This is a genomic window from Novosphingobium aquimarinum, from assembly GCF_009746585.1.
Classification (GTDB): Bacteria; Pseudomonadota; Alphaproteobacteria; order Sphingomonadales; family Sphingomonadaceae; genus Novosphingobium; species Novosphingobium aquimarinum.
The window spans coordinates 259,786-281,968 of the sequence record NZ_WRPO01000002.1; the positions used below are offsets into that span (position 1 = coordinate 259,786).

At 63.3% G+C, this 22,183-nt stretch carries 14 protein-coding genes; 4 read left to right on the forward strand and 10 right to left on the reverse strand.

Annotation, left to right across the window (positions count from 1 at the left end; genetic code table 11):
- Positions 1-3: 3 nt before the first annotated feature.
- The 3 genes from GQO94_RS03220 to pdxH are packed head-to-tail and all read right to left on the reverse strand — an operon-like array spanning position 4 to position 2,386.
- Positions 4-798, reverse strand: coding sequence for a PhzF family phenazine biosynthesis protein (locus GQO94_RS03220; RefSeq protein WP_156839701.1), 795 nt, complete (start codon positions 796-798; stop codon positions 4-6).
- Positions 798-1,781, reverse strand: a complete 984-nt coding sequence (locus GQO94_RS03225; RefSeq protein WP_156839702.1) for a cation diffusion facilitator family transporter — start codon at positions 1,779-1,781, stop codon at positions 798-800. The genes GQO94_RS03220 and GQO94_RS03225 overlap by 1 nt, the downstream gene beginning before the upstream one ends.
- The gene (gene pdxH, locus GQO94_RS03230) at positions 1,778-2,386 is read right to left on the reverse strand and encodes a pyridoxamine 5'-phosphate oxidase (protein ID WP_156839703.1); all 609 of its coding nucleotides are present in this window, start codon (positions 2,384-2,386) and stop codon (positions 1,778-1,780) included. Before pdxH ends, GQO94_RS03225 begins: the two co-directional genes overlap by 4 nt.
- A 138-nt stretch (positions 2,387-2,524) precedes the next feature.
- On the opposite strand from pdxH, the gene GQO94_RS03235 reads away from it, so the two are divergent.
- From GQO94_RS03235 to fabI, 3 genes are read left to right on the forward strand one after another with little or no spacing between them, the layout of a single operon-like run.
- Positions 2,525-3,499, forward strand: coding sequence for a DnaJ C-terminal domain-containing protein (locus GQO94_RS03235; RefSeq protein WP_156839704.1), 975 nt, complete (start codon positions 2,525-2,527; stop codon positions 3,497-3,499).
- A 25-nt stretch (positions 3,500-3,524) separates the two neighbouring features.
- Positions 3,525-4,517, forward strand: a complete 993-nt coding sequence (locus tag GQO94_RS03240) for a YihY/virulence factor BrkB family protein (protein ID WP_332310814.1) — start codon at positions 3,525-3,527, stop codon at positions 4,515-4,517.
- Positions 4,518-4,535: 18 nt separating this feature from the next.
- The gene (fabI, locus tag GQO94_RS03245; RefSeq protein ID WP_156839867.1) at positions 4,536-5,342 is read left to right on the forward strand and encodes an enoyl-ACP reductase FabI; all 807 of its coding nucleotides are present in this window, start codon (positions 4,536-4,538) and stop codon (positions 5,340-5,342) included.
- 64 nt (positions 5,343-5,406) lie between these two features.
- Here the strand turns inward: fabI and GQO94_RS03250 are convergent, their stop codons facing one another.
- From GQO94_RS03250 to GQO94_RS03280, 7 genes are all read right to left on the reverse strand, one after another.
- Positions 5,407-9,120 (reverse strand): beta strand repeat-containing protein, encoded by a 3,714-nt coding sequence (locus GQO94_RS03250; protein WP_156839706.1) that lies wholly within the window; start codon positions 9,118-9,120, stop codon positions 5,407-5,409.
- A gap of 286 nt (positions 9,121-9,406) precedes the next feature.
- Positions 9,407-13,495, reverse strand: a complete 4,089-nt coding sequence (locus tag GQO94_RS03255; RefSeq protein WP_156839707.1) for a hypothetical protein — start codon at positions 13,493-13,495, stop codon at positions 9,407-9,409.
- A gap of 53 nt (positions 13,496-13,548) precedes the next feature.
- Positions 13,549-14,907: an Ig-like domain-containing protein gene (locus GQO94_RS03260; protein WP_156839708.1), complete on the reverse strand. Its 1,359-nt coding sequence runs from the start codon at positions 14,905-14,907 to the stop codon at positions 13,549-13,551.
- A 328-nt stretch (positions 14,908-15,235) separates the two neighbouring features.
- Positions 15,236-16,405 carry an HlyD family type I secretion periplasmic adaptor subunit gene (locus GQO94_RS03265; protein WP_232332750.1) on the reverse strand — a complete coding sequence of 390 codons (1,170 nt, stop codon included), beginning with the start codon at positions 16,403-16,405 and terminating at the stop codon, positions 15,236-15,238.
- A complete protein-coding gene (locus GQO94_RS03270) occupies positions 16,405-18,576 on the reverse strand; it encodes an ATP-binding cassette domain-containing protein (RefSeq protein WP_156839710.1) in 2,172 nt (723 codons plus the stop codon). The genes GQO94_RS03265 and GQO94_RS03270 overlap by 1 nt, the downstream gene beginning before the upstream one ends.
- Positions 18,573-20,225 (reverse strand): TolC family protein, encoded by a 1,653-nt coding sequence (locus GQO94_RS03275; protein WP_156839711.1) that lies wholly within the window; start codon positions 20,223-20,225, stop codon positions 18,573-18,575. Before GQO94_RS03275 ends, GQO94_RS03270 begins: the two co-directional genes overlap by 4 nt.
- Positions 20,226-20,271: 46 nt before the next feature.
- Positions 20,272-20,676, reverse strand: coding sequence for a hypothetical protein (locus GQO94_RS03280; RefSeq protein WP_156839712.1), 405 nt, complete (start codon positions 20,674-20,676; stop codon positions 20,272-20,274).
- A 603-nt stretch (positions 20,677-21,279) separates the two neighbouring features.
- Between GQO94_RS03280 and GQO94_RS03285 the strand changes: the two genes are divergently transcribed.
- Positions 21,280-22,182 carry a response regulator transcription factor gene (locus GQO94_RS03285; RefSeq protein ID WP_156839713.1) on the forward strand — a complete coding sequence of 301 codons (903 nt, stop codon included), beginning with the start codon at positions 21,280-21,282 and terminating at the stop codon, positions 22,180-22,182.
- The last annotated feature ends 1 nt before the right edge of the window (position 22,183 follow it).

Below are 22,183 nucleotides of genomic sequence, written 5' to 3' on the forward strand. Positions count from 1 at the left end.
CGTTTACCAGCGGAAGCGGCCCTCGACGATCGTGACGCTCGCGCCGGCAAGCCAGACGCGATCGCCGTCGATCCGGCATTCGAGGTGTCCCCCGCGCGCCGAAGCTTGATGGGCGGTGAAAGTCTTCCGGCCGAGCCGCTGCGTCCAATACGGCGTGAGCACGGAATGTGCCGAGCCGGTCACGCTGTCCTCATCGATACCGGCGCCGGGTACGAACACCCGGCTGACGACATCCGTCTCGCGTCCCGGCGCCGTGACGGTGAAGGAATCGTCGCCGAGCGCGGCCAGCGCGCCGAAGTCGGGCGTCATCGCCAGAACTTCGCCGGCATTGCGATATACGAACAAGTTGTAGCCATCGGCATTGCGGCGGATTTCGGCCGGCTCCGTCCCAAGCGCGGCCACGGCCTCGGGCAGGCTCGCCGGCTGGGTCGCAATCGCGGGCAGGCCGACTTCGAGCAGCGCGCCCGCACGCCTGACTTCGAGCACGCCTGCCTTCCGCGTGCGGAACCGGACAGATTCGCGCGCCGGTTCGAGACCGAGCAACACATGCCCAGAGGCGAGCGTGGCATGCCCGCACAACCGGATCTCGTCGACCGGCGTGAACCAGCGCAACTCCCAGTCGGTCTCGCCGCTGGCATCGCGCACGAGAAAGGCGGTTTCGGCGAAATTGTTCTCGTTGCCGATGCGGCGCAGCACTCCATCCTCGGGCCATGTTTCGAGGATCATCACGGCTGCCTGATTGCCGGTGAACGGCTCGGCGGCGAAAGCGTCGACATGCCAATAGGGAACGTCGGGCATCAGGCGGCTCCTTCTTCCGGAGCGCGCTGCGCCAAGTAGGCTTCGACGTCGCAGGTATTCGGCAGGACATCTTCGGCCGCGCGACCGTGTTCGTCGACGTGCCCCGAAGGATCGGGGTGGATCAGGATTTCCAGGTCCGGCAATTCGCGATGCAGCCGCTCCTCGATGTCGTCCATCACGTCATGCGCGGTGCGAACGGTCATGTTCGGATCGACCCAGACGTGGAACTGAACGAAGTCGCGATTGCCCGAGGTGCGAGTCCGCAAGTCATGAACGCCGGTGATGTCCGGGTTGCGCGCGAGGATCTCCAGGAAGCGGTCCTTTTTTTCCTGCGGCCATTCGTGATCCATCAGCTGTTCGAGCACGGCTTGCGAGGCCCGCCACGCGCCCCAGCCGAGCCAGGCCGCGATCCCCAAGCCGAACACGCCGTCGGCACCCGCGATCCCGGCGAAGCGATCGAGCGCGAGCGCGGCGATCACTGCGAGATTGAGGAACAAGTCCGACTGGTAATGGACGCTGTCGGTCTCGATCGCGAGGCTACGCGTCCTGCGCACGACATAACGCTGCCACCCGACCAGCAGCAGCGTGAGGACGATCGCGACCACCGAGACGGCCATGCCGGCCTCGACCGCTTCCGGCCGGCTGCCGAGGATCAGCTGCTCGATCGCGCGCGCGGCGATCCCGAGCGCGGAGATCGAGATGAGAACCAGCTGGAACAGCGCCGCGATCGCTTCGGCCTTGCCGTGGCCGAAGCGGTGATCGTCGTCCGCCGGCCGCGATGCAATCCACACCGCGGTGAGCGTGGCGATGCTGGCGACGAGATCGAGGGCCGTGTCGGCGAGGCTGCCGAGCATCGCGATCGAGCCCGTCGACCACGCCGCCCAGATCTTGAGCAGCAGCAGGATCGCGGCGAGCGTGATGCTGGCAATCGCGGCGGACCGGCGAAGATTGTTCCCCCTGTCCTGGGATCGGAGCGTGCTCATGGATAGAGAAGCGTACTCGGCCAGTCCTTGCCGTCGCGGCGGAACTGGCGGCGCTCGTGGAGCCGGTTGGGGCGATCTTGCCAGAATTCGATCACCTGCGGAGCGACGCGAAAGCCGGTCCAGTGGGCCGGACGGTCCACCTCTGTGCCAGCGAAACGTTCGCGCGCCTGCTCGTACCGCGCGAGAAACGTGGCGCGATCGTCCAGCGGGCGCGACTGATCGGACGCGACCGCGCCGAGCTGCGAATCGCGCGCGCGCGAGTGAAAATAGGCATCGGCGGTGGCATCGTCGACCTGGCTGACCGGTCCTTCGATGCGCACTTGCCGGCGCAGGCTCTTCCAGTGAAAGAGCAGGGCCACATGCGGATTGGCCAGCAATTCCTCGCCCTTGCGGCTTTGCGCATTGGTGTAAAAGACGAAGCCGTCCGGGCCGTGCCCCTTGAGCAGCACCATGCGAACCGAGGGCCGTCCGTCGGCGGTGGTCGTCGCCAGCGCCATCGCGTTGGAATCGTTGATTTCCGCGGCGCGCGCTTCCGCCATCCAGGCGTCAAACAGGGCGATCGGATCCGTATCCGGGATCACTTCGGCGAGGGTTTCCGATGACATGATGGTTCCTTGGTAGAGCTTTGCCGAGCGCGCCGCAGCCGGGCGGGCTGCTGCGCTGCACGGGCCGGCGATAGCCTTGCTTGGCGTTACAGGAAAGCGCTGCTTGCCGGAACGCCCTTGCCATCCTAGCTAAGGCGCATGCCAGCCGATCCGTATTCCATCCTCGGTATATCTCGCGGTGCGACCGAGAAGGAGATCAAATCCGCCTATCGGAAGCTCGCGAAAGAGTTTCATCCGGATGCCAACCAGGGCAATCCGAAGGCCGCGGAGCGCTTCAGCGATGCCACCCGGGCCTACGACCTCCTGTCCGACAAGGACAAGCGCGCGCGTTTCGACCGCGGCGAGATCGACCTCGAAGGCAATCCGACGATGCCGTTCGGCGGCGGCGGCGGCGGTTTCGGCGGCGGCAACCAGCGCGGCTTCGGTGGAGGCGGCGGCGGTTTCGAGGGCTTTGCCAACGAAGGCGTCGACATGGGCGACATCTTCAGCGAGATCTTCGGCAATCGGGCTGGTCCCGGTGGTGGCGGCGGTGGCGGCCAATCCGGCGGGTTCGCGGGTTTCGGCGGTTCGCGTGGCCGCGGGCGCGCCGCACCGAAGGGCGCCAACGTGTCTTATCGTCTCGCCGTTTCGCTGCCGGATGCCGCCTCGCTGGCACCACAGCGGATCACGCTGTCGGACGGCAAATCGATCGATCTGAAACTGCCGGCCGGGCTCGAGGACGGGATGCAGATGCGTCTTGCCGGCAAGGGCGAACCCGGCGTGGGCGGCAAGGGCGATGCCATCATCACCATCCAGATCGAGCCGCACCCCTTCTTCCGCCGCGACGGCGACGATGTCCGGCTCGACTTGCCGATTTCGCTCGACGAGGCGCTGTTCGGCGCCAAAGTGCGCGCGCCCACGGTGGACGGCACAGTGATGCTGTCGGTTCCGGCCGGAAGCAGTTCGGGCAAGGTCCTGCGCCTCAAGGGCAAAGGCTTCACGCGCAAGGACGGCAGCCGCGGTGACCAGCTGGTCAATCTCGAAATCGCGCTGCCGGCGGATCCTGCCGAACTTCGGAGCAAGCTCGAGGGCTGGACCGATCCGGCCAACGTGCGGGACAAGCTTGGCGTCTGAACCGCGCCGACCCATGCAACCGGGCGTGCATGACGAGCCGCTGGAAGGCGCGAAGGTACCACCCGATCTGACGCCCGAGGGTCGGCGGCAGGATGCTCTCCACAAGCGTGACATCCAGGCGATGATCATGGCGTCGGCAGGGCCTGGCACGCGCTTCTTCACGGTCGTCAAACGGATCTGGACGGGAGCCTGGAACGATGGCTTCATTCACGCCGGCAACCTCGCCTACATGACGCTGCTGGCACTGTTCCCGTTCTTCATCGCGGTCGCCGCGATCTACGCCATGATCGGCGAGCAGGGCCAACTCAATGCGACGATCAGTGCGGTATTGACCGCTGTTCCTCCGCGCGTGGCCGAAGTGCTGGGGCCCGTCGCGCGCGATATCGCCGCCGCCCGGCAGGGGTGGCTGCTGTGGATCGGCGGTCTCTTCGGGATCTGGACCGCCACCAGCCTGATCGAGACGATTCGCGACATTCTGCACCGGGCTTACGGAACCCCGGCCACGCACGCATTCTGGCACTATCGCCTGTTTTCGACCGGCGTCATTTTCGCGGCGGTGCTGCTGCTGCTGATCGCGCTGTCGGGGCAAGTCATGCTGTCGGCCGTGCAGGAGATCGTGCTTGCCCTGTTCCCCGGGCTCGACGTGCTCGTCAGCGAGTTCCTGATCACGCGGCTGATCAGCGCCGGCGCACTGTTCGGTTCCATCTACATGCTGTTCATCTCGCTGACACCCTCCCGATACCAGTCGCGGCGCTATCCCAAATGGCCGGGTGCCGCGCTGGTAACGACCTGGTGGATTCTCGTCACCTATGCCTTGCCCCGGGTGTTGCGGACGTTCTTCACCTACGACTTGACCTACGGTTCGCTCGCCGGAGTGATGATCGCGCTTTTCTTTTTCTGGCTCGTCGGACTAGGAATGGTGGTTGGCGCGGAATTGAATGCCGCGCTCGCCGTTTCGCCGGAGGAGCAGGAAGTGCTCCAGACACAAGGCGAGGCGGTCTCCGTAACGAACGGCTGAATGCAGGATAGTAGTACGATGACCGGATTGATGCAGGGCAAACGTGGGCTGATCATGGGCCTTGCGAACGACAAATCGCTGGCCTGGGGGATCGCGCGCAAGCTGCGTGAGCACGGCGCCGAGCTGGCCTTTACCTATCAGGGCGCGGCGCTGGAAAAGCGCGTCCGTCCGCTCGCCGAAAGCGTCGGCTCGGATATTCTCATCGATTGCGATGTCGCCGATATGGACCGGCTCGATACCGCGTTCGAGCAGTTGCAAACGCGCTGGGATTCGCTCGATTTCCTCGTCCACGCGATCGGCTTCTCCGACAAATCGCAATTGCGCGGGCGCTTCTACGATACGACGCTCGACAACTTTCTGCTGACGCTCAACATTTCGGCCTACAGTCTGGTCGCCGTGACTAAGCGGGCGATGGAGATGATGCCCGAAAGCGGCGGTTCGATCCTGACTCTGACGTACTACGGCGCCGAAAAGGTCGTGCCGCACTATAATGTCATGGGTGTTGCCAAGGCGGCCCTGGAAGCGAGCGTGAAGTACCTCGCCAACGATCTCGGCCCGCGCAACATCCGCGTGAACGCAATCTCGGCGGGCCCGATCCAGACGCTGGCAGCGCGCGGCATCGGCGATTTCAACTACATCCTCAAATGGAACGAACTGAACTCGCCGATGCGGCGTAACGTGACCATCGACGATGTCGGCGGCAGCGGCCTTTACCTGCTGTCCGACCTCGCCAGCGGCGTCACCGGCGAGATCCATTATGTCGACGGCGGCTACAACGTCATCGGCATGAAGCAGGAGGACGCGCCCGACATCGCGCTGGCCTGAGCTAGTGTGTCGAAGCCCAGCGCCGGCCCCGGCGCTGGGTGCGCGCGCCGAAGCGCGCCGCCGTTCAGCCGACGATGCTCGAGGTATACATGTCCAGCAGCTGGCTCGCGCTCAGCGGCGTGAAGTTCTCGATCGTCATCGCGTCCCAGTTGCCGATGCTGTCCTTGCTGGCGGCGCTGTAGTCGCTCAAGCGTATCGTGCCGAGATAGGTGACCGTGGCATCGCCCGCCGCCTCGCCGTTGACGAACTGATAGAAAGTGCCCGACTGGCCGTCGACAGTGACGATCACCCCGCTTTGGGTATCGTCGCCCGCGGTGCTGTCACTTGTCTCGTCGTCGAGTGACGAGACGAGCTGTTGCAGCCGCACCGCATCGCCGCCGTCGCCTGGCTGGGAAAGCGTATCGATGATGACGACGCCGTCGGTGCCGGAATCGATGAACGCCGAAAGGGCGCCCGCTTCATCGCTGTCCTGCTGCGCGCCATTGAAGAAGTAGTCGGGCGCATCGGGGTCGGCGATGACCGCGCTGAGATCGAAGATGTCGAAACCGAGCGCGCCGCGGTGCCCGTCGACGATGTCGCCGAGCACGGCGGTGATCGGCAATGCGCCGCCGTTGCTGGCCGAGCCGGCGAACGCAATCGTCGTCGCTGCAAAATCGATGCCTTGGCCGTCGGGGCCATCGGCTTCGATCACGAGGTTGTTCTGGCCCGTGCCCGCGCTATCGACGGTGGCGGTGGCAAGGTCGCCGTAACGCGCGTTGATGTCGGCGGCGATGGTCTGCGCGATCTGATCGGCGGTGGCATTCTCACCGAGCGCGATGGTTTGCGGTTCGAGACCGAACAGCGAATAGGTCACGGCGGTGACGCTGCCCTGGCCACTTTGCGCCCGATCGATGAAGAACACCTGCGTCTCGTTTGTCGTCGGCGCGAGGCTGTGCGCGCTGAAGTTTGCGACATGATCGACGCCGAAGGCCCCGCTGATTTTCAGCGTTTCGATGCTGCTGACGTTTGACGATAGCACGATCACGTCGTCACCGGCGCCTGCTTCGACCGTGTTGCTGTTGAGGTTCTGCGAATTGCGTCCGTCGAGCACGACGGTGCGCTGTTCGGCGAACTGACTGTCGTACCGTGCCTCGAACGCGGCGAGCTGGGTGGCATCGAACAGGCTCGAAGCGCCGGCGGTCTGGGCCGCGCTCAGCGGCGTGCTGGTCAGTTCGATCGCGAGATCCGGCTCGACGTATTGCCCATCGACCCGCGAGAGCACGGTCAGAGTCCGGCCCGGACCCTCCACCGCGTTCAGCAGCGAGCCGAGCACCGGGTCGTCGTTGATCGCGGACATGATCGCCGCGTTGACATCGAGATCGGTCACCGTCACGCCATCGATCGAATCGAGGCTGTCGGCGACGACGGCCGTGCTGGTGAAACCGAGGAACGTCACCGCCACGAACACATTGGCGATCCGCGGCGCGCTCAAGGCCTCTTCGCTGGCAAGGTTGTCGATATCGAGATTGCGGGCGTTGTAGACCCACGTCGCGTAACCGCAATTGGACACCAGATCGTCGGTACCGGAATTGTCGGTGTAGATGACGTCGTCGCCCTCGCCGGTCGCAATGACGGCCGCAGTCGCGCCGTAAGTCCACACGAAATCGTCCCCGGCTCCGGTGGAGAGCGACAGATTTTCGTTGCGCAGATGCCCGGCGTACCAGCTCACTCCTTGCGCCGGCATCAACCCGCCCATAGAGAACGTTCCGTCGCCGGCCTGGAGCAGCAGCGTATCGTCTCCCGCCCCCATGTCGGCAACGACCCGGAAGTCGCCGTCGGTCGCGTTGGACAGGAGATTGAATTTGGCGACGCTGAGATTGAGCGTGTCATCGCCGGTACCGAACAGGTATCGCATCGTGCCCGTCGGAACATCGGCATCATCGTTGCTGGCGCCGATAAAATATTTGGCGCCGACCTGATCGGTCAGGCTGGCGTGAAGTTCGAAGTTTCCGGCAAAACCGGTCCCGTCGACCAGCGCGACATCGATCAGCGCGCTGTTCCGCGCATCCGTAAGATCGCATGCGCTATCCGTCGCGTCATTGGGAACCGAGCCAATCAGCGAAGCACCCAGATTGCCCACCACACCGGTAGCGGTCGCTCGGTTGCCGATGATCGCATTGGCCGCGCCGGGTTGCGTGGCATCGTTCGTTTCACTGAGCACGATGAGCTCACGCAGCATGTTGTCCGTCGTCGAGAGGCTGGCAAGACTGCTGGACTTGCTGGCTTCGCCCAGCACCGTGACAACGAAACGTTCGATTCCCGACTGCTCGTTCGATATGGCCGTGGCGCCGATCAGCAGATCGCCGCCGTCGCTGCCACGCCCGACATTGTCGAGCACGACCTGCGCCGTGACGGGCCGCGTCGCGTCGGTGGCGACCAAATATGGCGCGTCGAACAGCACGACCAGGTCGGACGCAGCGGCGTTCGTTCCGAGGCCGGCCATCGAAGCCATTCGGATCTCAACGTCTTCGGTCGGGCGAAGGGGCCCGTTGCTGCCGCCGGCCAGCGTATTCGCGTGAGAGATGAGTAGCGAAGCGCTGGAAAGCGAGGACGCGAACGATTCGACGTCGTACATGCTGCGAGCATCGAGCTCGGCGATCGCTGCCGGAACCGCGCCCCCTGCGGGCGTGACGGCGCCCGCCGATATCCGGACGGTCTCGACGCTGATCGTCGTCGGTTGGATCGGCGTGGTTGCCGATGCCGGCAGCTCGGCAATCAAGATGTCCTCGCCGGCTGAGCCATCCAGGCGATCGCCGGTCGTCAGCGTGGCGCTCGCGGTCCCCGAGCTGCCGGTCTTCGAAGGGGCAGCAAAGATGTCATTACCGCGCGAACCGGTGAAGATGTCCGTGCCCGTGCTCAGCGCGACGGTCAGACCGGCCGACGGGTTGGGCGGAACGATCACGCCTTCTGGTGCGACGCCGACCGCGCCGGAGAACGGGATCACCTGGCCACCCAGCAGGACCGAGCCGTCCGTGATCGCCAGGACACGGGCGTCTTCAGAGTCGCCAGAGCCTTTGAACACGAGCTCCGAACCGACAGTGCCGACCGGTATGAAGATGCGACCGCCCCCCGCCGAAGTCAGGATCAGGTTGGCGTTCTGCAGACTGGCCGAATAGTCGTCCGCCAAGCCGTCGATCAGGATCCTGTCGCCGCCCTTGTTGAAGGACGCATCGAGAACGACGTCGGCATTGCCGGCGATCGAGAGCGTCTCTGCACCGGTTGTGCCGAAGACTTCGTAGCGACCGACGTCGCTCACGGCTGCTTCGGGCGACCGGATCAAAAGGGTGTTGCGCTCGCCCGACTGCTCGGCTCCGTTCGATCCATTAGTTTGACCGACGATGCCGCCCGCCGGGTCGATCTGTGTGGTGGTTCCCGTCGGGAGGAGTTGATTTCCCAGAGCGACGGCTCCGTTTGTAATCGCAAGGACGCGGCTATCCGTCGTTTCGCCAACACCGTCGAAGACGATCGTCGAACCGGTCGTGCCTATGGGGACCAGGACTGTTCCACCCCAGTCCGAGGTGAGGATCAGGTTGGCGTTCTGGAGTGTGGCCGAATAGTCGGTCGCAGCGCCCCCGAGGTGAATCGTGTCGCGTCCCTTGTTGAAGGATGCATCCAGAACGATGTCGGCGTCAGCATCGACGAAGAGAACCTCGACGCTGGGCGTGCCGAAGACTTCGTACTGGCCGGTGCCGGGAACTCCGGCGAGGCCGGATCGAATAAAGAGGGTGTTGCGGGCCATCGTTTCCTCTGTGCCGGGCTGGATCACGCATTTCGCGCGTCGGTCCCGTGCCGGTTACAAGGCGGAGTGTCAGGTGGCTGACCAAGCGTAGCTCGTCGGCTCACGACCTTCCCTACTGATGTGACGGAGTCGTCCGTCCAATTCAGCAAACCCTGGCGCACTTTTTCGTGTTTTCTCGCAGATCAGCCCCCGGGCCGCGTCAAGGCCGAAGGCCGGACTGGATTACTGGACAAAAAAAGGGGGGCGTCTTGCGACGCCCCCCAATTTTTCGGTTCCAGCAATGGGCTCAGGGGAGACCAACGCCGTAGGTGTCGAGCAGCTGAGTCGGGGTCAGCGTGTCGAAGTTGGCAAGCGTCATCGCATCCCAATCGCCGATCGCTTCCTTGCCGGCATCGTTGTAGCCGCCGAGGTAGATCGAACCCAGGTAGGTGGCCGAAGCGTCGCTCGCAGCGGCACCGTCGTTCACCAGGTAGAACGAGCCGATCAGGCCGTCCGGGGAAGCAGCCGAGTCGAACACTTCGACCACGAGGTGCTGCGTCGCACCGGTCTGCGCGGTGTTGTCAGCCGCGCGAACCAGCTGCTGGACCGCCGACGAGTGATCGAGACCACCGAAGGGCGTACCGGCCGAGAAGGCATAGTCATCAGACTGCAGGTTATCGATCAGCACGATGCCGTTCGAATTGCTCGAGTCGATCATGCCATTGATGGTCGTGAACTCCGCGTTGTCAGCCTGCTGGCTATTCACGAAGTACGTACCACCCGTGACGGTGCCGATCAGAGCATCCACCGCAAAGATGTCGTAGCCGATTTCCGGATCGGCCCCGTCGACCGAAGTCGCCGTGACGCTGATACCCGTGATCGTACCCGGAGTGGTCGTGTCGACAGTGTAGTCGAGCGTCGAACCACCAACCCGCGTCACTTCGACCGAGGCCGGAACGATGTTACCGGCTTCGTCATTCGTCAGCGTGACCGTCGGACCCGCCAGAGTAGCGTCCACGCCAGCGGCGTCGAACGCATCCTCAAGCTGAGCAGCGACATCTGCGGCCGTTGCGGCAGCAGGGTCGACCACGAAGCTGACCGTCGTGTCAGCGAACGTGACCGTGATCTGCTCACCACCAAGGGCGTCGGCGGTGAACGTGATCTCCTGGGTTTCTTCACCACCCGAGCTGGTCACAGTTGCGTCGGTCTCATCGGCGCCGACGTCAGTCGACGTGACGGTGATCACGCCACCGGTGCCACCCACGGTACCATCGGTGCCAACCGCTGCCGTGAGATCATCACGCAGTTCGGTTGCGATCTCAGCTGCAGTCTCACCACCCGTGGTGGTGTAGGTCGCAGTGTAACGTCCGTCGAGAACAGCAACGGTGTAGGTGATCCCTGCGGCCGTCGGATCGGCGCCATTGGTATCGGCAACCGTGATGGTCTGCACTTCAGCCAGTGCCGCACTGGTCACGGCAGCGTTGAAGTTCAGCACGTGATCGACACCGAACGGACCCGTGAGAACGAGGTGCTCGATGCTTTCGCCGTTCGACGAAAGAGCGATCTCATCGTTGCCAGCGCCGCCGTTGACGCGGTTGTTGTTGACGTTGTCCGAGTCGATGCCGGTCAGCGTGCCGTAGAACGGATCAACCGCAAACTCGCTGTCGTAACGACCGTTGAACGAAGTCAGAGCCGAAGCCGAAAGACCGGCCAGGATGTCGCTGAACAGAACCGCGTTACCCGCCGTCTGCGCCGCGGTGAGCGGAGCATAGTTCGAGAACGAGACCGAGAAGTCGCTGGCCGACATCTCGCCGTCCACGAGCGATTCAACATACAGGGTGCGGCCGGGGCCGTCAGAGACCTGGATGAAGTCGCCGACAACGGGGTGATCGTTGACGAGATCCTTGATGAGCTGGTTCATCTGCAGATCGGTCAGCGAGACACCGTTGACGCCATCCGAGCCCGGGACGTCGATGCTGATGACGAAGTCCTGGAACTGAACCGAGATGCGCAGGTTGGCAACGTTCGCGAAAGAAGTCGCACCGTAGGTCTCGAGATCTTCGATGTTGTTGTTCTGCGAGTTGAGAACCCAGGTCGCCTTACCGAAGTTGAAGACGTCCGAACCGTCACTGCTGGGATTGAGCGTCTGCCCCGAGTTGTCGGTGAAGATCACGTCGTCGCCGGCGCCACCGTTGATGATCGCGGCCGTCGAACCCCAGGTGTTGACGAAGTCGTCGCCGGCACCTGCATTGAGCGTGAGGTTCGCGTTGATCAGGTGGTTGGTGTACCAGTTTTCGTCGGTGCCTGCAGCGCCGAAGCCATTGAACTGGCCGTTGCCGATCTGGAACTCGATCGTGTCATCGCCATCGCCCATGTCGGCAACAAACTGGAAATCGTTGCGCGTCGCCGCGCCCGAGTCCGCCATGTTGTCCTTGGAGATGTTGATGTTGAGCAGATCGTCGCCCGCACCGAAGGTGTAGATCGCCGGAACGTCGTCACCCGTGGGATCGAACTGGCTGTCCTGCGAGTCGAGGTACTTCACCGTGTAAGCATCGGAGATGTACGCGTGCAGTTCGGTGTTACCGACCATGTCGGTCGCGTCGAAGATGCGCACGTCACGCAGGCCGAAGTTACGGACGTCCGTCAGGTCAGCGCCGGTGAAGGACGTTTCGTTCGGACCCGAACCCGTTCCGAAGGCGAAGTTGCCGATTTCGAGGTTGGCCGTGCCACCCTCTTCGCTCGACACGTAGACTTCCTGCAGCGAGTTGTTGGTCGCGTAGAGGCCGTTCAGGCTGCTGGACTGCAGCGTGTTGCCCATAACGGTGAGCAGCATGCGCTGCACGCCCGGGTTCGCGTAGTATTCCGGCGTATTGGTCACATCGGAGAAGTCGAAGCGCTGCTCGGACGTCTCGTTGATGAAGTTCTGGTTGCCGACGACGAGTTCGCCGCCTTCGCCACCGCGGCCGACCTTATCGACACAGACATTGACGGTGATGAGGGTGTCGACTTCGACCGAAGGCGTCTCGAAGACCTGCTTCTGGTAGTCGGTGTTCGGCGGAACGATGTCCGAAGCGATGAAGCCGACCGGAACCAGCGTTTCGCCGTTCTGCGCGGTGATGATGATCTCGAAGCCGTCAGCCATGCCACCGGGCGTGCCATCCGGATCGACGACGTCGAACGCGGAAGCAACCGTGACCTGAAGGTCCAGATCAAGATCGTCGATGCCGTCCTGGATCGAAGCAGCCAGCGCCTGATACGCGGCAACGCCAACGGCGTTGTTGTTGCCGTCGTACGCGATCGTGTAGCGCACGCCATCAACCTCGAGGACCAGGCGGTCGAACGGGTTGGTGAGCAGCGGCTGATCGGTGGTGATCTGGTTGTCGATGTCGAGCAGCTGCAGCGTGATCGACGACGCCGTCGAAATCGGCGACGAGAGGAGATAGTCCTCGTCGATACCGACATAGAGGCTGGCGGCATCGAGGAACCCGGTCACGTTAGCGCCCGAGGTGTGATCCATGCAGAACGTCAGGACACTGGTTTCACGGCCCTCATCGACGATGCCGTCGGTGGGAAGCGTGTTGACGTTGTAGAAGTACAGATCGTTGTCCGAGAACGACGAGGTGTAAGTGTCAGTGCCACGGAAATCGAGCGCGTCGATGTAGACCGGCGAGGTGTCGAAGTCCTGCGTGACGCCGAACAGCGAACGCACTTCGACGACTTCGACCGAGTTCAGTTCGGGCGAGATCGGCGCAGTCGGCTGCGAGCCGAGCGACGAAGCGGCCTGAACGTAGGCGTCGAGCGTGTCACGGCCAGCGCCGCCATCGATGAAGTCACCGCTGCCGAGCGAGTTGGCCTGGAAGCCGTCCCCGTTCTGGACGATCCGCGAACGGAACGTGTCGTCGCCGCCGGTGCCGTCAAGCGTGTCCTGCGTGAACGTCAGCGAGATGGTGTCGCCGGTCGGAGTCGGGGTCGGCGTGGGGGTCGGCGTCGGCGTCGGCGTAACGGTGCCTTCGTCGTCGAGGACATCGCCGCTGACGATGACCTGATCGCCGACATTGATCGCGCCGTCGACGATGGCGAGGTCACGGATGTCGTCCGAACCGAGGACCGAACCGTTGAAGACGATCGTCGAAGCGGTCGTGCCAACGGGAATGAAGATCGAAGCTCCAGTGTCGTTGGTCAGGATGAGATTGGCGTTCTGCAGAGTCGCCGTGTAGTCCGAAGCGAGACCATCGATGTAGATGGTGTCGCCGCCACGGTTGGTCGACGGATCGAGAGTGACGTCAGCGTCACCGTCGATGAAGAGCGTTTCCGCTCCCGTGGTGCCGAATACGTCGTAGTCGGTACGGCTACCGACCTCCGCCGTCTCACCGGGATTGAGAATAATGCGGGCCATAAAAGTGCTCCCTGATAAAATCGAGTATGTGACCCCCCCTTAGGGGCACATGTTTAGCCGAAGTTGATGAGGTCGAAACCGACCGCGAGCTCAGCGGACTGCTCGTCGAACACGAAGCCCGTGAAATCGTCGGGCAGGATGTCCTCGACAACGATATCGTTGAAGATCGTGTTGCCGTCGCTGAACGTGATGCGGATATCGTTACCAACCGAAGCGATGGAATAATCATCCGAATCGCCCATGATCGTGATGGTATCGTCGTCGCCCACGCCGGTGAGGATCACGTTGGTGACCGCATCGACATCATCGACGAAGTTCACTGCAGCATCCGCCGCATCGTCAAGCGTCACCGACGAGCTGTTCGTGCCCACGTCGATCGACACATCCATCGGACCCGTGGGATCGTTGGGATCCATGTCGTCCGCGAGGGTGATGTTGATCGTCTGCGTAGCCGAGAGACCCGCTTCATCGGTGCCGGTCAGCACGAAGCTGTCGGTACCGAAGTAGTTGTCGTCGGGCGTGTAGGTCAGCGTTCCATCGTCATTGACTTCGATGGAACCGTGCGCCGGATCGGTGAACGTGAAGGTCAGGTCTTCGCCATCGGGATCGGTGATGGTCGGAGTGATGACCAGGTCCTGATCTTCGGTACCCGTAACCGCAAGCGTGGCATCGCCCGCAACCGGGGCGTCGTTCACGGGCGTGACGGGGATCGTCACGGTCTGGCTGGCACTTGCCGTGCCGTCGCTGACGTTGACGACAACCGTGGCATTGCCATTGAAGTCATCGGCAGGAACGAAGGTGACGGTGCCGTTGCTGATCGTGGCCGTGCCGCCGGTAATGGTACCGAGGGTGTAGGTCAGAGGATCGTTGTCGGCGTCGGTGGCAGTCACGGTGAACGTCGTGCCATCCGAATCTTCAGCGATCGCAGCCACGGTCGGCGCAGTGCCGAACACGGGGGCCACGTTAAGCGGGGGAAGATCCTGATCGTCGTCGTCACCGCCATCGGCGAGGACGTAGATACCGAGACCGACCAGCGCGACCGCGCCGATCAGAAGGACGGTGCCGCCGGGACCGCCGCCTTCCTGGGCGTAGCCCACGGATTCGACTTCGCCGGCTTCGGTAACGAGCGAACCGCTCGATGCCGCGGCCTGCGCGAGTTCACCAGCGAACGAAAAATTCGCGGCGAGTGCGGTTTCGGAAGCCTCCTCACGGCTTTCCTTACCTTCCTTGGCGTCATCCGCCTGGGCAAGAATTACCTTTTCGGATTCTTCGGTAACGCGGGCTTCCTTACCAACGACCTTTGCGTCGTCTTCAGGGATTGGCTGCGCCTGCTCGGCCGCGTGGGCCTGCTTTCCCTTGTGGACCAGCGGCTTAGCAGCCTTTGCCGGCGCCGTTACGACTTTAGTGCTCATCTATTCCCCCAACATGGAACCGAGGCTCGGGACAAAATCTACTCCCTGCAATTCGTCCGTTAACAAGCCCATCCGCACTTTGCCAAAGCTATTAAAACCACAACGATGCCATTTTGGTTGTGTGATGGCTGTTTTCCCTACCGCAGCGCGGTGAAGACCCCTCAGACAGCGGCAGATAGAAGGTGAATTCGGCACTTCTCACCGCAAGTATTGAAAATTACAAGATAATTTGCCTGCTGTGGATTTAGTGTCACAGAGATGACCGATTCGACACGTTGCTGCGGGAAAGCCGGCACCAGTTCCGTGCTTTCCCGCAGCCGCGTAAGCATCAGCGCTCGGTCATCGCCTCGCTCATGGTCTTGTTGATCGGCTTGGTCAGATAGTGCCAGACCGTGTTCTTGCCGGTCTGAATCTCGGCAGTGGCGGTCATGCCCGGCTGAATTTCGATGGTTTCGCCCTGCAAGTGCGGCTTCATCGGGCTCGTATCGACCTTCACGTGGACCCGATAGTAGACCTGCTCACCGCTCGGGGTCTGCTCGGTCAGGGTGTCCGGGCTGATATAGATCACTTCGCCGTTCGCCGATCCGTAGATGCCGGCATCGTAAGCGTCGAACTTGATACTCGCCGGCTGGCCGACGCGGACGAAGGCGACGTCCTTGGGCGACATCTTGGCTTCGACGATCAGTTCGTCACCTGTCGGAACGATCGTCATGATCTCGTCGCTGGGTCGCAGCACGCCGCCGACGGTGGTCAGCTTGATGTTCTTCACGATGCCATCGCTGGGCGCGTAGATCTTCGTGTCCGACAGCGCATCGGTGCGCTGGGCGAGCACTTCGCGCGCGGTCACGAGGTCTTCCTCGGTCTTGGTGTACTCGGTCTGGAGGTCGGACAGGTACTTGTTGCGCACGTTGACGATCTGCGATTCGATGTCCGACACGCTGCGCTGCAACCGCAGGACGTCGGCGCGGCTGACGTCACCCTGCTCGAGCAGGGGCATGTTCATGTTGAGCTCCTGATTCATCAGGCCGAGCATCTGGCGCAAGGACGAGAGCTGATCGTTCAAGGCCTGGCGGCGCTTGGTATAAAGCAGCGTCTGGTTGTTCACGAACTCGGGCCACGCCTGCACTTCGGGCGGGAAGGAAAGTGGGCGATCGAACAGCTCGGCGTTGATTCGCGACATCGTCGAAAGGAGCGAGGCGACTTTGCCCTGCGCCTCGCTGGTCGAGGCGCGCAGCTTGACGTCCTCGAGCTGGACGAGCTGCTGGCCCTTCTTGATCTTGTCGCCCTCGCGCACGAAGATCTTTTCGATCTGGCCGCCGTCGGTGCTCTGAATGACCTGGATTCGGCCGGTCGGGATGACTTGCCCCGGCGCGCGGCTGACCTGATCGAGTTCCGCCCAGAACGACCAGGTGATCGCAAGCACCAGAAAGGCGAGCACGGAGAAGACGACGATCGTCGACTGATTGAACCATCGGTTCTTGAAGCTGGCGGAGACCATTATGCCTTAGCTCCTTCCTGACTGCGCTTTGGGGTGATCGTGACCTGCTTGCCCTGCGTGGAGGTGGTGGTGGCGGCGACGGTGTTGCTAGTGGCTGCCGTCGGCTGCTGGCCCGCCTGGTTGGGGCGCAGACGCTTCATCACTTCCGCGGTCGGGCCGTCCATCGCGATCTGGCCGTTGGCGACGAGCAGCACGCGGCTGACCAGATTGACGAGCTGAAGCTTGTGCGTGACCATGACCAAAGTGGTTTCGGACGAAAAGCGCTGGGTGATGGTCCGCAGCACCAGCGCCTCGGTGTCGACGTCGAGATTCGAGGTCGGCTCGTCGAGCAGCAGCAGCTTGGGCTGCGCGAGCAGCAGGCGCGTAAGGCCGGTCAGCGTGCGCTGTCCGCCGGAAAGACCACGCCCGCCTTCGCTGATCGGCAGATCGAGCCCGCGCGGATGCGAAGTGATCAGCGAGGCCAGACCAGTGGCCTGAGCTGCTTCCATGATTTTGTCGTCGCCCGGATCGGGGATACCCAGAGTCAGGTTATCGCGCAGGCTGCCGTTCACGAGGCGATAGTCCTGCGGCAGATAGCCGATCGTGCCGCGCAGGATATCTTCGGCGACCTGAGTCATGTCGAGCCGGTCGATCAGGATTTGCCCCTTCTGCGGCGGGTAGAGCCCGCTCATGAGCTTGAGCAACGTCGACTTGCCCGACCCGACGCCACCGATCATGCCGATGCGTTCGCCGGTGCCGATTTCCAGCTTGGGGACGTTGATGCCGGTCCTGCCGCCCTGATAGACGAATTCCACGTCCTTGAACGACAACGCCGGCGCCAGTCGTGCCGGGCGCAGCTGCTCGACGTCGTGCTGCCGGTCGACCGGAAGCGCGAGAATGCCGTCGAGCATCTTGAGCGCGGAGCGCGAATAGCTCCACTGCACCAGCAGGTTCGGCAGCTGCGCGATCAGCGGTCCGTTGACGCGACCCGCGAGGATCGAACAGGCAATCAGGCCGCCGAGCGAAATCCGATTCGAAAAGACCTCGTAGGATCCCCAGGCGATCAGGCAGACGTAAGTCGCCTGCTGCAGGACGCCGAAGATGGAACCCGCCTTGGCCTGGAGCTTCTTGGTGGGGACCTCGGATTCGTGCAGTTCGTCGAGCAGCGCGCTCCAGCGCGACAGCATGTACCACTGGCCGCGATTCGCCTTCACCGTTTCGGCCGCGTCGAGCGCTTCCACCAGCAGGCCGTTCTTGCGGTTGCTGCTGACTTGGGTCCGTTCCGTATCCTTGCGGATCAGGCGGGCGAAGATCAGCGCAATGCAGATCGACAACGGGAACGCGACGAGGAGCACCAGCGAGATGACGCCGCCCAGCAGCGCGACGACCCCGATGAAGAGCAGCGCGAACGGAAGGTCGGCAAAAGCGAACACGATCCCGGAGGAGATCATGGAGCGCACTTGCTCCTGGCCACGCAACTGCGCGGCCATGGTGCCGACCGAAGGCGGGCGCGCATCGAGCCGCGCTTCGGCGGCACGCGAGAAGAAGAATTCCGACACCTCGGTATCGATATGCGCCGCCTCGCGCTCCATCAGGTTGGCGCGCACGACTCGCAGCGTGAAGTCGAAGGCGAAGGCGATGAACACACCCACGGTAAGGACGAACAGCGTCGAGAACGCCCCGCGCGGGACGACCCGATCATAGACCTGCATCGTATAAAGGCTCGTCACGAGCGCGATGAAGTTGACGACCACGGTCGCGACGATCGCCACGACGATGACGTTCTTGCGCCGCAAGACCGCCGTCTTGAAGACGTCGATAGCGCGGGTGAACGGCTGCTGGCCTGCCGGCAGCGGGATCACGACCTCGTAGAGAGTCGCCTTGTCGGCGTCTTCCCAGACCGCGGCGATGCCGTGGCGCATGATCTGGAGACGATTGTCCGACTCCAGGCGCTCGGCCACGGCCCAGCCATGGTCCGGATGAAACACCAGCAGCGGGAAGTCGTTGGCGCGCGGCGGCGTCCGCAACGCGTTCGGCGGCGCCCAGCCGATCGCGGAAATGAAGGCGGCCAGGCCTTCTTCATCCTCGCGCGTTACCTCCTGGGCCGAATCGGCCCACTCGGGCTTCAGTTCGATCCTGCGCAGCAGCGCGAGGTCCGATATCGACGTCTGAATTGCATTGGCCACTGTCATTGCCCCGTTTCCTGGCTTTCCGGGATGCGCATTCCGGCATTGGTCTGATCGCTGAAGACCGGACGCCAACGCCCGCTTTCCAGCAAGAGTTTGGTCGCGGTCGCAAGCGCGGTCATTTCTGCATCGGTCTTGCCGATGGCGTTGTTCACGGCCTCACGCAGCGCGTTCATCACGTCGAGCCACGATCGGCGGCCGGCGATGAACTGCCGGGTGTAGCTTTCGCTGACTCGTGCCGACGTCGCGGCGGCATCGGTGGAAATCACGGCACGGGCCTTGGCGGCTTCGAAATTGATGATGTCAGCTGCGACCTCGCGCCGCAATTCCTGTTCCGCGACCCGGACGTTTTCGATCGCGGTCTGGATGCGGGCCTGCGCGCTGTTGACGTCGGCAAGCGCGCTCAATCCCGAACCGGTCTGCGAGCGCAGGACCACGCCCACACGGCTGCCGAAGACATCGGAATAGGAATACTGCGCGTTGACCTGCGGGAGAATGGCGGCGCGGCGCAGATCCAGATCGGCGCGCGAAATGTCGGCCTCCGAGCGGCGGCGGCTGATCTGGGGATCGTAGGCGACTGCCTGTTCCTCCAGTGTGGTCTTGCTGGCGAGGTCGAGCGCGGGATCGAAAAACGGGATCGGCCCAAGATCGTAGCTCGGATCCGCCACGAGCTGCGCGAGAACGCGCAGATTGGTTTCGCGTGCGGCTTGCGAGACCGTATATTCCTGCTGGATCTGCGCGGCACGCGAACGCGCCAGCTCCAGGTCGGCCTGCGGGCTGACTTCCTGCGCGACGCGGCGCTCCATCGTCTCGACCAGCCGGAGATGCTCGGCAAGGCTTTCCTTGAGCAGCTGTTCGCGCAATGTCAGGCGCGCGATCTCGAAGTAGACTTGCGAGACCGTCAAAGCGAGCTGCTGCACGGTTTCGACGTACTGCGCGGAGCTGACGTCCTCCTGCGCGCGGGCGCGGCGGATGTTCGCCGAAATCCGGCCACCCGCCCAGATCGGCGCCTCGACCACCACTTCGGGCTGCGGCGAGCCTCGATCGTCGAGATAGGCGAGATTGCCGGTGAGGCTGGGGAAGCGCTGCCACTTGGCGGAACTGACGTCTGAATTCGCGGCCCGCAAGGCCGAGCGCGCGGCGAGGGCCGATGGGTAATTGCGGGTCACGATCTGCACCGCTTCCTCGAGCGCCGGCGGCACTACGCGGGCCGGCTCGGTCCAGCCGATCGCGGGAAGATTGCCCTTGCGCTGCTTGGGCGACGGCGGACCATACAGCGCGTCTGGCGCAATGGTCGGCCGACCGGGATCGTAGACGGGACCGACCATCGCCGGCGCGTCATTGCGGGGGGGCACAGCGACACCGGGCATCGGTGCCATGACATCGCCCGATGCGGCAGTGTCCGGCGCCGAAGGCACAGCGACGGTCGTATCGTCGGTGGCATCGAAAGCGGAATCGAACTGATCGTTGGCGCCTTGCCGGGCGGCCACGTCCGGATCCGGGATCGGCTGCAGAGTCGACGCCTGACCGCCGTCGTCGGCCAGCGCCGGCAGCGACAGGCAGAGCGTCGGTGCCACCGCGGCGATACCGGCAAGGAGCAGCGATCGCGACTTCAATTTGAGGATTGCCGCGATGGCAGGAGCGGATTGCGTCAAGGTCGGGTATTCCCAGAATTCTGCAGGAAATGCGGCGGCAGCGTCTTCAGACGTTGTCCGTGGTCAGCGGCATGGAGGGATCGAGGCTGAGATTGCGCACGCGCTGGTCCCCCTTGTCCCTCGCCTGCGACACGACCCCGGCCTGTTTGAGCCGCTCGAGTACGGCATAGAAACCACGATAGGATACTCCCGCAAGCTGCATGGCCGTGGTTACTGAAAGCGTCCCTTGCAGCTTGAGGTGGATGAGGACTCGCGCTTCGGGCGTCAGGATACGAATGCCATGCTTTTCGTGAATCTGCGCATCGAGTTCGAGCAGGCTCCGCCAGTTCTGGCCACGCCGCTCGGTTCCCGTCTTGCCGGACTTTTCTCCAACGCCATGTTCACCGTCGGACTTATCGGCATCCAGTCCTGCGGCGGCGGCACTGTCGGGCCCTCCTCGCGAATCGTCCACTAAACCTCTGCACTATTTATCTGCAAATTGAGCATGCAATTATCACATCGAATCTCGGATAGGCGGCCAACTAGTGTCATATTGGCGCGATATCCAGCAAAAGTTCCCGGATACCGTCATATCTGTGGAAAATAAGCGCGAGAATTGCTGGCGACGGCCTGAGCAAAGCGGTCGGATCGCCATGCCCCGGCGGGGTCAGCGCGTCGGTCACGAGCACCACTCGCCAGGAATAGCGACGGATCGAGGCCCGCGACCGGTTGGATGATTCCAAGTGAAGCCGCGCCTTCCTATTGAAATCAAGGGATTTTCTAAAGGCCGCATAGAGGCGGGCGACGGCAACGCGCGTCGGCTCGAGAATCTTGCGAAGCGGTTGCCCGATGCGCGACCGCTAACCGGATCCAGCGGGCCACCATCCCTTCAGCTGGGCCGGTGTGACCACCGCTTTGCAGCCAAGACGGTGGTAATCTGTATTTTTGGGTCTATAGCTGCGCCGTCCCGGCCCTCCGGCGCGTTTTCGCGAACGATCGCTTCGGGCTGTCGCAACGGCTTCGCCGGTTCGCGGAGCAAGCAGGGTGGCTGACCCTGAAAAGGAGAGTATCGTCGATGGCTAGCCAGGCCTTGGCAGCCCCTCTTCAGGGTCTGCAACCCTTCGTCGAACCGAAAGCCCCCGCCGTTCTCGTGATCAACAGCGATCGTGAGTGCTCGGCCCACTGCGCACGGATGCTCGAAGAGCTCAATTACGATTACTTCTGTGTGGCGACGGCCCGCGAAGCGCTGGAACGCCTGACGCGGGAGTCCGCAATCCAGATCCTCATGGTCGATCTGCACATCCCGGCGACCGACGGCTTCATCCTCATCGACGAAGCCCGCTCGCGCCTCGGCACGGCACGGCCGCTCGCCGCGGTGATGATCACCAACCAGCTTACGACCGAACTCGCGGTGCGCGGCCTTCATGTCGAAGCGGTCGACGTGCTGTGCCGTCCGCTGCAATTCGATGCCTATTCGGCCGCGCTGCGCCGGGCGATGCGCTACCTCGGCGTGCGGCGTCACATCGCCGACGGCGCCAGCATGACGAACTTCAGCGAGCAGCTCGCGCGGCTCGTCTCGGTGCTCGAAGGCAAGACGCTCGAGCCGCGGTCGGACACGCGTCTGACCGACAAGGACATCGGCGCGACGCTGCGTGCGATCATTGCCTCACGCTCGTTGCGCAATCGCTTCTTTCCCAGCCAGATGTTCGCCGATCCCGCCTGGGATATCCTGCTCGACCTCACGCGCGCCAAACTCGACGGGCAGCAGGTCTCGGTCTCGAGCGTGTGCATTGCCGCGTCGGTGCCGATGAGCACCGCCCTGCGCTGGGTCCGGCAGATGACCGATGCGGGACTGTTGCGGCGCTGGACCGATCCCAAGGACCGGCGGCGCGATCTCATCGCGCTGACCGAGACGACCGCGACCAACATGCGCGATTACCTGACCGCTGTGCACGCGACGCTCGCCAAATTGTGGTAGC

Bases quoted from the DNA above. Each gene is read 5' to 3' on its own strand.
- GQO94_RS03220 (WP_156839701.1), bottom strand. From the start codon at position 798: ATGCCCGACGTTCCCTATTGGCATGTCGACGCTTTCGCCGCCGAGCCG.
- GQO94_RS03225 (WP_156839702.1), bottom strand. From the start codon at position 1,781: ATGAGCACGCTCCGATCCCAGGACAGGGGGAACAATCTTCGCCGGTCC.
- pdxH (WP_156839703.1), bottom strand. From the start codon at position 2,386: ATGTCATCGGAAACCCTCGCCGAAGTGATCCCGGATACGGATCCGATC.
- GQO94_RS03235 (WP_156839704.1), top strand. From the start codon at position 2,525: ATGCCAGCCGATCCGTATTCCATCCTCGGTATATCTCGCGGTGCGACC.
- fabI (WP_156839867.1), top strand. From the start codon at position 4,536: ATGACCGGATTGATGCAGGGCAAACGTGGGCTGATCATGGGCCTTGCG.
- GQO94_RS03250 (WP_156839706.1), bottom strand. From the start codon at position 9,120: ATGGCCCGCAACACCCTCTTTATTCGATCCGGCCTCGCCGGAGTTCCC.
- GQO94_RS03255 (WP_156839707.1), bottom strand. From the start codon at position 13,495: ATGGCCCGCATTATTCTCAATCCCGGTGAGACGGCGGAGGTCGGTAGC.
- GQO94_RS03260 (WP_156839708.1), bottom strand. From the start codon at position 14,907: ATGAGCACTAAAGTCGTAACGGCGCCGGCAAAGGCTGCTAAGCCGCTG.
- GQO94_RS03265 (WP_232332750.1), bottom strand. From the start codon at position 16,405: ATGGTCTCCGCCAGCTTCAAGAACCGATGGTTCAATCAGTCGACGATC.
- GQO94_RS03270 (WP_156839710.1), bottom strand. From the start codon at position 18,576: ATGACAGTGGCCAATGCAATTCAGACGTCGATATCGGACCTCGCGCTG.
- GQO94_RS03285 (WP_156839713.1), top strand. From the start codon at position 21,280: ATGGCTAGCCAGGCCTTGGCAGCCCCTCTTCAGGGTCTGCAACCCTTC.